The organism is Paenibacillus sp. FSL K6-1217, assembly GCF_045040735.1.
Taxonomy (GTDB): Bacteria; Bacillota; Bacilli; order Paenibacillales; family Paenibacillaceae; genus Paenibacillus_AQ.
Genome location: NZ_CP150271.1, coordinates 1,298,621 through 1,312,514, shown reverse-complemented (window position 1 = coordinate 1,312,514; position 13,894 = coordinate 1,298,621). Strand labels below are relative to the sequence as shown.

Genomic DNA, 13,894 nt, shown 5'->3' with positions numbered 1-13,894 from the left:
GCATGGAGCTTACACAATTGGAGTATTTTCTTACCGTAGCCCGGCTTGAGCATATGACCTCTGCGTCCAAAGCGCTGCGAATTACGCAGCCTGCTCTGAGCCATGCAATTTCCAAACTGGAGAGTGAGCTGGGGGTTCCTTTATTCGAGCGTAAGGGCCGCAATGTCCAGTTGAACCGCTATGGGGTTATGTTCAGTTCATGGGTAGAGGAAGCGCTGAGGAACATCGGTAACGGGGTGCGGGAGATCGGGGAATGGTCGAATGCAGATAGCGGGATTGTCCATCTGTCCTATCTGAATATTCTTGGCGTGGACCTGATCCCCTCGCTCATCAGAGACTATCAGGCAGAACATCCGCAGGTGCGGTTTGACCTGTACCAGGGGAATCACGGGGATATCGACGAAGCGCTGGATAACGGGACCTCGGATATGCTGATTACGTCCAGAGAGACTACGGCGGAGGATAAGGAATGGATGGTGATCCGCAGATTGCCGATTTATATCGTGGTCTCCAGCTCCCACCGGTTCGCCTCACGCCCCTCTCTGAGTCTGTTCGAGCTGTCAGGTGAGCCGTTCGTGGGACTGAAGACGAATTGCGGGTTGAGGAAGACCATTACTGCCCTGTTCCAAAATACAAATTTCGAGCTGGCCTCCACCTATTATGCCGAGGATCTGACTACCGTAGCCGGCTTCATCAAAGCCGGGCTGGGCGTCTCCGTGCTTCCGCAGACGCTCGGCCTGATGCTGGACGGCCTGGTCTGGATTCCGATTCAGGAAGAAGGCTGGGAATGGGAGGTCGGGTTAAAATGGCGGCGGGACCATTATTTGTCCCCTGCCTCCCGCCGTTTCCTGGATTATGTTCAGCAGACTTCACGCGAAGAAGCAGCTCTCCACTAAGGGAGAACTGCTCCATCTTTTCGTTACAGAGCCCCAACAACAGGATGGGGAACATAATGTTCCTCCAGGGAGGCTACTTCCTCAGAAGTGAGCTGAATAGAGAGTGCACCTGCTGCATCCCTGAGATGGGAGCTACTCGTTGCACCGATAATTGGAGCGGTTACCGGCTGCTTCTGCAACAGCCAGGCCAATCTGGTACAGATCGACATAATCGGTTCCCAGACGCTTAAGGCTTTATCAATCTCGCTCATAATCGCCTTGCGGGATAGTCCCCCGCCGTTCGGACCGGGCTGCATCTGTCCATGAACCTTTGTAGTCAGGACGATCTCATCCCGGTTCGCGTAATCACATATTCCATTGATCATTCCCCGTTTTCACGTAAGAATTGTCAATCCAAATTATACTGCTTCGTTGCGATATTCGCGCAGAATTCCCGGTCATGCTCCACGAACAGGATCGTCGGGGTATATTCCAGAAGCAGCTCCTCGATCTGCATCCGGGAGATGACATCAATGAAGTTCAGCGGCTCATCCCAGATGTGCAGATGCACCTGCTCGCTGAGGCTGGCGGCAATCAGCACCTTCTTCTTTTGCCCGCCGCTGTATGTGGACATATCCTTCTCGAATTGCAGCCGGGAGAAGTCCAGCTTCCGCAGAATCGATTTGAACAGACTCTCGTCAATCCCCTGCTCCCGCGCATATTCGCTCAGGCTTCCCTTAAGCTGCGAGGTATCCTGGGATACATAGGAGACGGTCAGCTGGTTCTCCCGTGAGAAGTGGCCGGTATAGCTGATGTCTTCGCCGCAGATCAGCTTCAGAATGCTTGATTTGCCTGAGCCGTTGCTGCCGGAGAGGGAGAGCCGGTCGCCCTGTTCCAGTGTGAAGCTAACGCCGGAGCATACCGTTTTATCTTCATAGCGGATCGACAGCTCCTCCAGCTCCACCAATTGCTGTTTATGATAGGGAAGCTGTGCGATCTTCAGACTGTCCGCGCTCTCCAGATTCCGCAGCAGCTTCGACTTCTCGGCAATGGCGGTCTCCTGGCGCTGCTGAATAGACTTGGAGCGTTTCATCATCTTGGCGGCCTTATGGCCGACATAGCCCTTATCCAATTTGTTGCCGGAGCTCCGGGTGCCATTCTTGGATTTCTCGACTTCATGCGCCCAGCCGCCCGTTCTTTTGGCCGAGTCCGACAAGCGCTTGATGTCCTTCCGCAGCTTCTCGTCCTCCGCCAGCTCGAACTGGTCCTGCCTGGACTTGTTCTCCCACCAGCTGCTGAAGTTGCCCTTCTGGATCTCAATATTGGTCTTGTTGATCGACAGAATATGGTCCACACAGTTATCCAGAAAAGCCCGGTCATGCGACACCAGAATATACCCGCTCTTGGTGCGGAGATAGTCGCTGACCAATTTACGGCCCTTTACATCCAGATGGTTCGTCGGCTCGTCAATGAGCAGGAACTGGTTCTCGCGCGCGAACAGAGCGGCCAGCAGCACCTTCGTCTGCTCCCCGTTCGACAGCGATTCGAACGGCCGGTAAAGCGTATCCTCCGCTACCCGCAGCAGCGACAGCTCGCGCATGAGCTTCCAGTGCTCCATTTCCGGGTCGATCTCCTGCATGACATCCACAGTCAAGGCCGCAGGGTCAGCAACCGCAAACGGGAAATATTCGAAGCCCACCTGCGCGGATATCGTTCCGCTATATTCATATTTGCCGAGCAGCAGGTTCAGGAAGGTGGTTTTGCCGCGGCCGTTGCGGCCGGTGAAGCCCAATTTCCAATCCGTATCCAGCTGAAAGCTTACATTCTCAAAAATATTATCGTAGGTGCCCTCATAGGCAAACGTCAGCTTGCTCACATTAATCATAGACATACACATATCCTCCTGTATTCAAAAAAAATAAAGCTGCAAGAAGGTTCTCTTCCCGCAGCTCAAATAAATACAGCAAATTCAGTCCCCGGGACACTACATCCAGGCAGACATGAATAAGGATATTTGGACCCGAGTGAAGAAATGCAGAACCTTCTTGCATATAAACCATAAATTGCGCGCCACAAATAACGCTTGTTTATTGGTCAAATTACGCAAGAATATTCCGCACGATACTCTTCAACTCCCGTCGCTTAATTAAGTGCATTCTAACACGACTTCTTCCTGAGATCAACCCCGCAGTCAGATCAATCCATGCTTCAGGAAGCTCTTATACAGCCCATCGTTCTCAATAGAATCGGTGATATCATCGGCAACCGCTTTGAGCGGATCACGGGCATTGCCCATAGCAATCCCCGTCTGAACATACTCCAGCATCTCCAGATCATTAAGCCCGTCACCAATCGCCATGCTGTCCTCACGCGGGATACTCAAATGCTGCAGGACATCGGCAATAGCCGCAGCTTTATGAACGCCTGGCATCATCAGCTCCCCGCTGTTCTCGCCAAAGATCGGGATGGAGCACTGAATCGCCGTGAACCGGTCCTGTAACTCCTCCTGAATCTGATCAAAGGGCAAGCTGCTCTCCAAGAAGCATACCTTGTTGACATCATCCAGATATAACTCCTCGTCCCCGTAAGTGAGTGTTGCGATATAAGGATGGGGCGATTGCCGTCTTCTCTCCTGGGCTTCGGGATCATTCAGCAAGTCGCCATAGATTCTGCGTTCCAGGTGGGGCTGTAAATGGCGGCTGCCGTGAAGCGCCGTATTGGATTCCAGAATGAAATCGACCCCGTTCGCGTTAAAATAATCGATCAAATGCTTCGCATCCTCCGGGGTCACTTTTTTATGATAAAGCATTTCGCCACGGCTCTCCACATATCCGCCGGCCGCTCCAATCAACCCGTCGAACCCGATCTCCCAGATATAATCATAGATTTCAGCCTTGGACCGTCCAGTGCACAGGTACAGCAAATGCCCATTCTTCCGTGCCTGCTGGCATGCCTGCACTGCCGATTCCGGGACCATTCCATTCTCCATGAGAAGCGTTCCGTCAATATCGATGAAAATAATCTTTCTGCTGCTCTGATTCATGTCCTCTTCTCCCCTTTGTATAGTCTTCCACTGAACTATAGGTTATGAAATGCGTTCCAAGTCAAGCGTTATTTCAGAAGGGGCCGTGCGATTCACTTACCCTAAATTTGTACAAATAAATAGGATAGATAAAAACGCACTTTAGGTTTGAACTCGAAGCTTGGTCGTCACTGCGGTGAACATTTGGACTTCCGGCCGCTGCCGTCAACAGATTTCTTCAATTTACCCGCTGTTTGCGGTTGAAATCCGTTGACAAAGGCGGTCGCTACCGCTCCTCCAGTTCCAAATTTCCCCTCCGTTTCTTTTTGCTTTTCGTTAATTTCTTTAGTGCGTCTTAACAAGCATTTCATCCAGCAGGAGGTACATGATGAGAACTATTCCACATTCTTTAACAAAAACAGCAAAAGCGGTGCTGCTCGGTACAGCCCTGACTCTGGCAGGCGGCACAGTATTTACAGGTGTACAGCCGGTAGCTGCTGCATCCGCCTCCGATGCCCAGGCGGTCTACAACCAGTTCCGCAAATACGTCAGCAATCCCGCAAGCCTGGCGCAGGCGCGTAAATACCTGATGAACCATATCTCCAAAGCAGGCTCCTGGTACGGCACGGTGATGACCCTTCAATTGGAGAATGCCCAGAAGGCGGGGCTTGAGCGGTTCTCTGAGAAACTCTATAGTGATTCTGTGCAAAGAGCACTCATGGATGCCGAAATTAATAACGACATGACCTATACGGAGATTCTGAAGCGGGTTAAAGCGCCTGCGGTCCGCAAGCTGATCGAGGAAATCTGGGACAAAGGCTACAAGCTGGAGAGCAGCGAAGGCATGTATTATCCGGTCATGCATTATGAAGGATACAAGTTATTCAAGCCCTATATCAGCAAGGATATTGCTGCGTATATTGATATCATGGCAACGGAGAGCAACAATCCTTCCACCTTCGATGCCGGTATCGTGATCACTTGGGATGAGCTGATCGGCAGAGCGGCTATCATGAGTGATTTTGTCCAGGATTATCCAAATTCGAACCGGACGGCGGCCATCCGCAATGAAATGTCCTATACGGTTCCCCTAGTGCTGCTCGGCTCGGATAACACTCCTGCCTACGATTACGACACTAATGAACTAGACCCTGAGCTGCGCCGGGCTTACGACCAAGTCCTGACGGAGGGTGCAGGTGATAACAAAGTGTTGAACATCCTGGGCAAGCTGGTAACGCTCCTGAATACTTACGGTAATCAAAAGACACCTGCGGTTGCAGCCTACCTGGATCAAGTGCTTAAACAGTATACGGCGCTATAAATGCTACGATAAGAACAGAGAAGCACGCTGGCGGGTGAAAAGCGGGACACTCTCCTGAGGAAATTACATTTGGCCCACACGCCTCCAGAGCGCCGAATGTGTTCGGTTTTCCACATACATTTGGCCCCGGGCCATCAGACTGCAAAAAGGCTGTCCTTCATCAGAAAGGACAGCCTCTTTGCGCATCCGTTACAGCAAATCTTCCTCCTGCGCACCGGTAATCACCGTAACAATGCTTGTGCGCAGCTGATCGGCGTTCTTGGCCTGATACGGATCGGCCGCATAGATTACAGCATCGGCAATGTAGCCTTCCGCAATCCTGCCCAGCTCATGGCCGCTTCCGAGAATCAAGGCTGCGTCCTCTGTTGCTGACCGCCAGGCCTCCGCCCGGCTGAGGCCATATTCCAGCAGCGTGTCGAATTCCTGCAGGTTATAGCCATGCAGCGCCGGAGTAGCGTAATCCGTGCCGAAGCCAAGCCGCACGCCTGCCTCTCTGGCATATCGGAGCGCAATGGCGTGAGCGTCCGCAGCCCGGGCAGCCCGTTCACAGATGACCGGGCTGAGCGCCAGTACTCCCTTCGGATCGGCGGCGATCCGGTAGATGGAAGTGGTCGGCACGTAAGCCACGCCGGACTCGGCCAGTCTCCCGGCCTGATCCCAGGTCAGGAACATCCCATGCTCGATGGAGGCCACACCGGCCCGGATGGACCAGTCAATCGTCACCCCGCCCCAGGTATGCACCAGCACCTTCTTCCCGTTTGCATGGGCATGCCGGACGATGAAGGCGAATTCCTCCCCGGAGAAGTTCGGCTCCGTCACCTTCTCGGTCTCGGCGCCGAGACCGCCGGTTGCCATGATTTTGACCCAGCCTGCCCCTGTCGCGTAGATCTCCGTCAGGCGGTGCTCCAGATGCTTGATCCCCTTGGCATCGGCCGATCCCAGCATTTCACTGCTGGTCTCCACACGCAGCGGCTGCTGGTAATACTTCACCAGATGCCGGATTGTGGCCGGCAGGATACCTCCGGCATCGCGGGCTGTGGTCACTCCCGTCCGTAGCGTAGCAGCGAAGGCCTCTGCCTGCATTACCTCGATCTCACGGCTGTCTCTGCGGAGCTGGTCGTCATGGTCGAAGTCGGTCCAGGCCAGATGGGTATGAAGATCCAGAATGCCCGGACTGATCCATAGCTGCTGCTGCCGGGAGCCTTCCGCCGCTTCCTCCTGCGGACCCGCTTCAGCCACTGCGGTGAACCGTCCGTTCGTAATCTCGATGTCGAAGCGTTTCCCCTCGATACCTGCAATATGGATTCCCGTGTAGGCCTGAAATTGCGGCTGCTTGAGGATCATTCGGCTTCCTCCCAGACGCGGCGGACGGCCTGCAAGGCCGGTTCAGCCTCCCGCTTCAGCAGTCTGGCCAGCGTCTGCACAGCCGCCTCCACACTCTCGCGGCTGGCATTATTTCCGAAATGGTTAATGCGCAGCAATTGACCGAATAATTCCCCGTCTCCGGGAGCTACGATACCGACAGGCTGCTTGATCAGCAGCAGCGGCTGCTCGTTAACCCGGACCGTGGTCGTCAGGGTGGAATAATGCCTGCTGTCCTTCTGCCAAGGCTCCAGCCCAAGCTCCGTGATCCCGGCGACAGCAGAAGCCGCTGCCCGTTCATGGCGCTTGATGACCTGGGACAGGCCCTCCTCGGCAACGGCCTCCAGGGCATCAATCAGGGCTCTGGCTTCCAGGACCGGGATATTCGGCGGGACGCGGAGCGGCGCTGCTCCATCCGGGGACGGCTGCAGATCCAGCAAGGACAGAATGGAATTGCGCGGAGCCCGGTCATTCGACTCCAAGAAGGCCCAGCCGCGGGGGGAAATACTGACCGCGCTGATCCCATTAGGCCCGGCGAGCGCTTTTTGCGCCCCCATTACAGCGAAATCGACTTCCCACTCATCCACGGACAGCTTCTCTCCCCCCACTGCCGAGACGGAATCCGTCACGGTAATCAGCTGATGCTTGCGGGCCAGCTTGAAGATCTCTTCCGCAGGGTTCGAGCCGCCTGTAACCACTTCTGCCTGCACCAAAGAAACCGCAACCGGCCGATGCAGCTCAATCGCTGCTTCGACCTCCGCTGCCGTAACCACCTGGTCGAAAGGCACCTTCACTTCCGCCACTATAGCCCCGCCGCGCTCCAGCCACTCTCCGAACAAGCTGCCGTAAGGTCCGGTCACTACGTTCAGAATCGTCCGGCCCGGGGCCGCGATTCCTGCTGCTACCGCCTCAATGCCTATAATTGCCTCCCCCGGAATAATTACCGGCGGATGCTGTGTCCCTAATAACCGGGAAAGCTGCTGTGTTAATGTATCCAGCTCAGATAGCGACAAGGGTACGAATCCTGTGGTTTGACGGTTCATATATTCCTCCTGATGGGTTGAATGTTCAATATTGCGGCATCTTGGGCACCGCAGACAACAGCTCACGGCTGTATTCATGCCCCGGCCGCACGAAGAACTCATCCTTCGTGTTCACCTCGACCAGCTGTCCTTGACGCATGACAGCGACGGTATCGCAGACGGCATGAATCACTCCCAGATCATGGGAGATGAACAGCATCGTAAGATTAAGCTCGGCTTGCAGCGTGTGGAACAGCTCCAGCACGCTGCGCTGCACAGAGACATCCAAGGCACTGGTGGGCTCATCGGCGATCAGCAGGCCCGGCTCCACGCTAAGCGCGCGGGCAATGGCGATCCGCTGGCGCTGGCCGCCGGAGAATTCATGCGGATATCTGTCCAGGGATCTGGCATCCAGCTCCACCTGCCCAAGCAGCTCCTTACTTCTGCGCTCGACCTGCGAACGCTCTACAATCCGGTGAAACAACAAGGCTTCGGCCAGAATCTGCCGGACGGTATGCCGGGGATTCAGCGACGCATCCGGGTTCTGGAAGATCATCTGAATCTGCTTATGCTGCGCCTTGCTCCGCTTCTTGCCTAGTGGCTCAGCACCCAGCAGAATCTGTCCTTGGTCAGGGGTGATCAATCCGGCGATAACCCGGGCCAGCGTTGATTTCCCGGAGCCGGATTCACCGACAAGGCCCAGCGTAGTGTGCCGCTCAAGCTCCAGCCGGATCTCATCCAGGGCAGTGAATCCTCCGTAACGGACTGTAATATCCTTCACCTGCAGGGCAACTGTCATCATGCTCTGCCTCCTTCCAGCTCCGGCAGCGGGAGCACCGCATCGATTAACATCTGTGTATACGCCTCAGCCGGATGCCGCAGCAGGCTATGTGTCTCCCCATGCTCAATCATCCGGCCCTGCTTCATTACAACCAGTCTGGAGCAGAGATTGGAGGCAATCGCCAGGTTGTGGGTCACAAAGACCATAGCGAAGCCCAGCTCCTCCTGGAGACTGGTGATCGTATCGATAATCTGGCGCTGAACGGTCACATCCAGCGCGGTAGTCGGCTCATCGCAGAGCAGTATGCCCGGCTTGCAGGCCAGCGCCAGCGCAATGACCACACGCTGGCACTGGCCGCCGGAGAGCTGTCCCGGATAACGGTCTGTTGTCTTCAGCGAGTCTGGAAGCCCCAGCCGTTCAAGCAGCTCCAGGGCAATGCGCCGGGCAGCCTTCAGACTGGTTCGCTGTCTGTAGTATACGACCTCGGTCAGTTGCTTCACTACCGGGCAGAGCGGGTCCAGCGCACCTCTGGGGTCCTGGAACACCATCGCACTGCTCACCTTGCTGCGGACCATTCCGCCAGTCTGCTCCACACCGCGCGGCAGCAGACCGAGGATCGCCCGCAGCGTAAGTGATTTGCCGGAGCCGGATTCACCGACCAGTCCGAGACTTTCTCCGCGTTGCAGTGCGAAGCTGACGTTATGGACCAGAATTTCTTTCGATAAGGCGGTGAGTGTCAGTCCTTCGATTTCAAGGACAGGTTGTGTAGTCATCATTTTTTCCTCCATATATCAGCCAGCCCGTCTCCCAGAAGTGACAACGCAATTCCGGTATACACGACCGCGAAGCCAGGAACCGCTGACAGCCACCAAGCTGTTGTAATGAAAGGTTGTCCATCTGCGATCATCGTCCCCCAGTCCGGCGTAGGCGGTGCAATCCCGATCCCCAGGTAACCCAGCGTAACGATGGCCACCAGGAGTCCGATCATATCCGTCATCAGCACGACAACGGCTTGCGGCAATACATTGGGCAGAAGATGGCGCAGAAGGATGCGGTGTCCGGGCAGACCAAGCGTCTGGGCTGAGGCAATCCACTCCTGCTTACGGAAAGAAGCGCTCAGTCCTCTGACCACACGGGCGAAGACAATCCATCCTACGAGAATGAAGGTGATATAGATCCCGCGCTCCCCTGCCCCGCTGGCGAAGGCCACAATAATGACGATCAGATAGAACGGGAAGGCAATAAAAGTGTCCGTGATCAGCGATATGATTCTATCCGTCCATTTGCCATAGTACCCCGAGATCATGCCCAGCATGACTCCCGTGCAGAACGGAATAATCTCAGCCAGCACCATGATCGTCAGATCCGTCCGGGCGGCATACACCAGTCTGGTGAACAAATCACGGCCAAGCTGGTCGGTGCCGAGCCAGTGGGCAGCGGAAGGCGGCTGCAGGAAAGCGCTCAGATTCTGCTCAGACGGATCGTAAGGGCTTAAATACGGGATGAAGATGGCAAGCAATATAAGTACAGCGAACATAATGATCCCGATCAGCAGGGGCGGGGTGTGAAGTACTCTTCGCAGTCCGCCTGCGGGCTTCCGGGTGTCCGGCAAGGTTGTGTCTATCTGTGTAGTATTCATGATTGCCCCTTCGTTCTGGGATCAAGCCACCCGGAGATGATTTCGATCAGCAGACTGATGACCACCACAGCCAGCGCACAATAGAGCGCTATCCCCTGAATTACCGGGAAGTCCCTATTCGAGATGGAGGTGAACAGCAGACTGCCGATGCCCTTGATGCCGAAGACCTGCTCCACAACGAGCGTCCCCCCGATCAGGTAGGAGACATTCACTCCAAGCAGCATCAGGGTCGGCAGTGCCGAATTGCGCAGTACATGCTTGAACAGGATCACCCTGGACGGGATGCCTGCTGCCCGGAGCGTGACGATGAACTCCGATTCCAGCACTTCCAGCATCTGCGCACGCAGCGAACGGACCAGTGTAGGAATCTGTGAAAAAGCAATCGTGACCGCCGGAAGCACCAGACTATGGAGCGTACCCAGCCAGCCCTCACCGATTCCCCCAACAGGGAACCAACCCAGCCGGACGCTGAAGAACAGAATGAACAGAATGCCAACCCAGAAGACCGGCATCCCCAGGGTAATTGCCGGAATAATCCGGATCAGATGGTCCAGCAGCTTATCCTTGTGGGTGGCAGCAACCGTGGCCAGCAGAAGGGCTGTAATCATCGCCAGCACCGAGGCGATCACAATCAGCAGCAAGGTGACAGGAGCGCGCTCAACGATCAGCTCTCTGGACGAGGTACCCGCTATAATCGAGTTACCGGTATCTCCCTGAGTGAACAGCAGCTTCACGAAACGGGTGAACTGCTCCCATAAGGAGAGATCCAGTCCCAGCGTGTGGTGCATATTCTTCAGCGCTTCAGGTGTGCTGTATTCGCCGAGAATCATTTTGGCGGGGTCCCCGGGTACGATTCGGATCAGAAAAAAGACAGCCGTCATTACGCAGAGGATAACAAGCAAGGCTCTTACAAGGGCTAAGGCCAGCCACTTGTAAGAACCGTTGTGTCCAGCTGCACCGCTAAGGTTTAGCCTGGATTTCATCATTTAGAGAGTCGGACAGCTTCCAGACGGACGCTGCCGTTAGGCAGAACCACGAGTCCGTCTACAGAAGAACGGGCGCCAATCAGGATATCCGGATAGTACAGCGGAATGTAAGGAACTTCATCTGCAAGCGTCTGGAGAAGCTCGGTGTAGATGGTAGCCCGGCCTTCACCGTCAGCTGTCTTCTGGCCCTCATATAACAGCTTGGTTACTTTGTCATTTGTGTAATGAGTCCAATACGATTTGCTGAAGCCTTCGGGGTCGGTCTGGAACGCCAGGATCGAGTTCGCTTCCGGGGAATCCGCCTGGCCGCTGTTCAGCATCGCCGCGAAATCATAGGCGAAGAAGCGTTCACGGAAGGTAGCCAGCTCCACGGACTCAATCTCAATCTTGATTCCGATGGCCTGACCGGCTGCCTGAATAATCTGGGCTTCCTGGGCCCGGGTGCTGTTGCCGGAGGCTACCAGCAGCTTGGTGGAGAAGCCGTCAGGGAAGGCCGATTGGGCCAGCTCTGCCTTGGCAGCCGCCGGATCGAAGCTCAGTGCCTTGATCTTGTCATTGGCATTGTATGGAATCGTTGTCGGCAGCAGGGAAGTTGCCGTCTGCGCATAGCCGAAGGTCAGGGCCTTGGTCAGCCCGTCACGGTCCAGAGCCAGTGCCAGCGCCCGGCGGACATGCACATCGGAGAAGTGCTTATCCAGGGTATTGAAGAAGAGCTGCTCTGTCACCCAGCTTCCGTTCGTAACCACTGTTGTGTCTGCACCGTCCTTGATCTCGCCTGCATTCTGTAGCGACAGGGCTTCAACTGCATTCACCGCTCCAGCTTTAAGCTGGTTGATGGCCTGGCTGTCGTCCTGGATCAGCTTATAGACAAGCTTGTCGATATAAGGCTGCCCTTCCTTCCAGTAGTTGGTATTCTTGGTGAAGGTCACATCACCTGCCGGGTCCCATGTCTCGATCACGAATGGCCCGGTGCCAACCGGCTTTTTGAAGAATTCTTCTTCAGTCACTCCGCCGAAGTTATTCGGGATAATGCCGTTCGAGAAGTTCGACAGCTCCGAGATGAACGGGGTGTAAGGCTCTTTTAGCGTGATTACAAGTGTCTTCTCATCCTGTGCCTTAGCCGTATCCACCTTGGCCGAGATGGCCAGCGGACCGCCAACCTTCAGATGCCGCTGGAGGGAGAATACCGCATCTTCTGCGGTCACCGGCGTGCCGTTCGAGAACTTCAGGCCATCGCGCAGCACGAACGTATAGGTTAAGCCGTCTTCGCTGACCGTATGCGAGGCTGCGAGCTGATCGGTAATTTCACCCTTGCTGTCAAAAGCAACCAGCGATTCAAATACTTTATCAATCGCAAACGCGTTATTCGAGGTAATCTGGTTATGCAGATCAAACGAGGTTACGGCAGCCGGGCGGCCATACACGAAGGTGCCTCCTGCAGCAGGCTCTGCTGTGCTTGCACTTTCCGTTGCGGCTGGAGCGCTACTAGCCTGAGTCCCATTACCAGAATCCGCAGGATTAGCGGACCCGGAGCAGCCGGCAAGCAGCGATACGAACAGTACCGCAAGTGTGCCTAGCCCTGCTGTTTTTCTCATAGAAGCTTTCAATTTAATCACGTGTGATCCACCCTTCCTATAAATCATATATGTTTAGTATGGATTGTATTATGGATCAGACCTTCACTTCTGTCAAACAAAAATTCATCCGGTCAGCCGAATTGAATCATAATGTTCCAATGAAGGAAATGTATTCGTAATCATCCGCCCGTTATGGCTCTCTGAAGGCTATAATCGTCCAGCTCCAGATCAGGCGCTCTGCCGAGTGCCAGCTTCGCCAGCTGACAACCGATAAAAGGTCCCATCGTAAGCCCTGATGCCCCAAGCCCATTGGCCGCAAGGACTCCACTCCACCCGGGGACAGCCCCTATGACCGGCAGAAATCCCGGAGTGAACGGCCGGAAGCCGACCCTCACTTCGCCGAAGATTCCATCTGCCAGCCCAGGCGCCACTTCCAGTCCCTTATCCAGAATCTCCTGCATCCCCCAGGCGGTCACTCTGGTATTATATCCTTCTATATCATTCTCATGAGTAGCTCCGATCACAATCTGCTGCCGGGCAAAAGCGAGCAGATATTGATCGCTTGGCGGGATCACCACCGGCCAGACTTCCGTATCCTTAGAGTCAGGCACCTGCAAATGCATGATTTGCCCCTTCTGGTAGCTCACCTTGAAGTCAATGCCCAGCGGCCGGAGCAGCGGGTTCGCCCATGCACCTGCACAAATAATCACTTCATCCGCCGGATAATAGTGTCCCCCTGCGTTGACTCCGGTTACCCGGCCCGGTTCAAAGGCCAGCGCAGCGTCACCTGTAACCATGACCGCGCCCTGCTGCTGTGCAGAATGAAGCAAAGCGTCCCGCAAGGCGCGGCCATCCACTCTGGCGGCACCGCTGATATGAACTGAGGCGTATCCTTCCGCCAGCAGCGGGAACCGTTCACGGGTCTCCTGTGCGGTAAGCCGCGTGATATCGCCGATCTCCGGTGCATCCGCCAGCCGCATCCGTGCCCGTTCTTCAATCCTGTCGAGCTTGCTGTCATCCGTATGTATACTAAGAGCTCCAACCCGGGCGTAACCGGTATTCGCTTCTCCGCCTTGCTTCAGCTGCTGAATCAGCTCAGGGTAGAACCGCGCCCCCGCCTTCGCCAGCCGGTACCAGGCCTGATTGCGCCGCTGCGACAGCCAGGGACAGATGATGCCTGCGGCTGCATCCGTAGCTTGTCCATTGTCTTTACGGTCTACAACAAGCACCTCTGCCCCCATCACTGCCAGCTGGTAGGCTGCCGAGGCTCCGAGAATGCCCGCTCCGATCACGATCACTTTCTTCATCT

Annotated in this window: 12 protein-coding genes and 1 pseudogene; 2 read left to right on the top strand and 11 right to left on the bottom strand. The window is 55.3% G+C overall.

Annotated elements, in window-relative coordinates; all coding sequences use genetic code 11:
* The first annotated feature begins 2 nt into the window (after nt 1-2).
* Entirely contained in the window at nt 3-896 is an 894-nt protein-coding gene (locus MHH28_RS05610) for a LysR family transcriptional regulator (RefSeq protein WP_405112858.1), read from the top strand.
* A gap of 23 nt (nt 897-919) precedes the next feature.
* Here MHH28_RS05610 and MHH28_RS05605 read toward each other — a convergent pair.
* The 3 genes and pseudogenes from MHH28_RS05605 to MHH28_RS05595 form a co-directional block, all read right to left on the bottom strand.
* A pseudogene (locus tag MHH28_RS05605) lies at nt 920-1,243 on the bottom strand (aldo/keto reductase); the annotation flags it as partial.
* A 41-nt stretch (nt 1,244-1,284) separates the two neighbouring features.
* Nucleotides 1,285-2,766 carry an Lsa family ABC-F type ribosomal protection protein gene (locus MHH28_RS05600; RefSeq protein WP_405112856.1) on the bottom strand — a complete coding sequence of 494 codons (1,482 nt, stop codon included), beginning with the start codon at nt 2,764-2,766 and terminating at the stop codon, nt 1,285-1,287.
* A gap of 300 nt (nt 2,767-3,066) precedes the next feature.
* On the bottom strand, nt 3,067-3,918 hold the full coding sequence (locus tag MHH28_RS05595; protein ID WP_405112854.1) for an HAD family hydrolase: 852 nt from the start codon (nt 3,916-3,918) through the stop codon (nt 3,067-3,069).
* A 367-nt stretch (nt 3,919-4,285) separates the two neighbouring features.
* On the opposite strand from MHH28_RS05595, the gene MHH28_RS05590 reads away from it, so the two are divergent.
* Nucleotides 4,286-5,218: a hypothetical protein gene (locus MHH28_RS05590; RefSeq protein WP_405112852.1), complete on the top strand. Its 933-nt coding sequence runs from the start codon at nt 4,286-4,288 to the stop codon at nt 5,216-5,218.
* 189 nt (nt 5,219-5,407) lie between these two features.
* On the opposite strand, the gene MHH28_RS05585 is transcribed toward MHH28_RS05590, so the two are convergent.
* The 8 genes from MHH28_RS05585 to MHH28_RS05550 all read right to left on the bottom strand — a co-directional run bounded on the left by MHH28_RS05585 (nt 5,408) and on the right by MHH28_RS05550 (nt 13,892).
* Nucleotides 5,408-6,562, bottom strand: coding sequence for an amidohydrolase family protein (locus tag MHH28_RS05585; protein WP_405112849.1), 1,155 nt, complete (start codon nt 6,560-6,562; stop codon nt 5,408-5,410).
* Entirely contained in the window at nt 6,559-7,623 is a 1,065-nt protein-coding gene (locus tag MHH28_RS05580) for a pyridoxal-phosphate-dependent aminotransferase family protein (protein WP_405112846.1), read from the bottom strand. Before MHH28_RS05580 ends, MHH28_RS05585 begins: the two co-directional genes overlap by 4 nt.
* Nucleotides 7,624-7,648: 25 nt before the next feature.
* Nucleotides 7,649-8,404 (bottom strand): ABC transporter ATP-binding protein, encoded by a 756-nt coding sequence (locus MHH28_RS05575; RefSeq protein WP_405112844.1) that lies wholly within the window; start codon nt 8,402-8,404, stop codon nt 7,649-7,651.
* On the bottom strand, nt 8,401-9,159 hold the full coding sequence (locus tag MHH28_RS05570; RefSeq protein ID WP_405112842.1) for an ABC transporter ATP-binding protein: 759 nt from the start codon (nt 9,157-9,159) through the stop codon (nt 8,401-8,403). Before MHH28_RS05570 ends, MHH28_RS05575 begins: the two co-directional genes overlap by 4 nt.
* On the bottom strand, nt 9,156-10,022 hold the full coding sequence (locus tag MHH28_RS05565) for an ABC transporter permease (RefSeq protein WP_405112839.1): 867 nt from the start codon (nt 10,020-10,022) through the stop codon (nt 9,156-9,158). The genes MHH28_RS05570 and MHH28_RS05565 overlap by 4 nt, the downstream gene beginning before the upstream one ends.
* Nucleotides 10,019-11,008, bottom strand: a complete 990-nt coding sequence (locus tag MHH28_RS05560; protein ID WP_405112836.1) for an ABC transporter permease — start codon at nt 11,006-11,008, stop codon at nt 10,019-10,021. The genes MHH28_RS05565 and MHH28_RS05560 overlap by 4 nt, the downstream gene beginning before the upstream one ends.
* The gene (locus MHH28_RS05555) at nt 11,005-12,603 is read right to left on the bottom strand and encodes an ABC transporter substrate-binding protein (RefSeq protein ID WP_405112834.1); all 1,599 of its coding nucleotides are present in this window, start codon (nt 12,601-12,603) and stop codon (nt 11,005-11,007) included. The genes MHH28_RS05560 and MHH28_RS05555 overlap by 4 nt, the downstream gene beginning before the upstream one ends.
* A 161-nt stretch (nt 12,604-12,764) precedes the next feature.
* Complete coding sequence (locus tag MHH28_RS05550) at nt 12,765-13,892, bottom strand: NAD(P)/FAD-dependent oxidoreductase (protein ID WP_405112832.1); 1,128 nt, start codon at nt 13,890-13,892, stop codon at nt 12,765-12,767.
* Nucleotides 13,893-13,894 lie beyond the last annotated feature (2 nt).

Bases quoted from the DNA above. Each gene is read 5' to 3' on its own strand.
- MHH28_RS05585 (WP_405112849.1), bottom strand. From the start codon at position 6,562: ATGATCCTCAAGCAGCCGCAATTTCAGGCCTACACGGGAATCCATATT.
- MHH28_RS05580 (WP_405112846.1), bottom strand. From the start codon at position 7,623: ATGAACCGTCAAACCACAGGATTCGTACCCTTGTCGCTATCTGAGCTG.
- MHH28_RS05590 (WP_405112852.1), top strand. From the start codon at position 4,286: ATGAGAACTATTCCACATTCTTTAACAAAAACAGCAAAAGCGGTGCTG.
- MHH28_RS05570 (WP_405112842.1), bottom strand. From the start codon at position 9,159: ATGATGACTACACAACCTGTCCTTGAAATCGAAGGACTGACACTCACC.
- MHH28_RS05565 (WP_405112839.1), bottom strand. From the start codon at position 10,022: ATGAATACTACACAGATAGACACAACCTTGCCGGACACCCGGAAGCCC.
- MHH28_RS05575 (WP_405112844.1), bottom strand. From the start codon at position 8,404: ATGATGACAGTTGCCCTGCAGGTGAAGGATATTACAGTCCGTTACGGA.
- MHH28_RS05600 (WP_405112856.1), bottom strand. From the start codon at position 2,766: ATGTCTATGATTAATGTGAGCAAGCTGACGTTTGCCTATGAGGGCACC.
- MHH28_RS05595 (WP_405112854.1), bottom strand. From the start codon at position 3,918: ATGAATCAGAGCAGCAGAAAGATTATTTTCATCGATATTGACGGAACG.
- MHH28_RS05560 (WP_405112836.1), bottom strand. From the start codon at position 11,008: ATGATGAAATCCAGGCTAAACCTTAGCGGTGCAGCTGGACACAACGGT.
- MHH28_RS05610 (WP_405112858.1), top strand. From the start codon at position 3: ATGGAGCTTACACAATTGGAGTATTTTCTTACCGTAGCCCGGCTTGAG.
- MHH28_RS05555 (WP_405112834.1), bottom strand. From the start codon at position 12,603: ATGAGAAAAACAGCAGGGCTAGGCACACTTGCGGTACTGTTCGTATCG.
- MHH28_RS05550 (WP_405112832.1), bottom strand. From the start codon at position 13,892: ATGAAGAAAGTGATCGTGATCGGAGCGGGCATTCTCGGAGCCTCGGCA.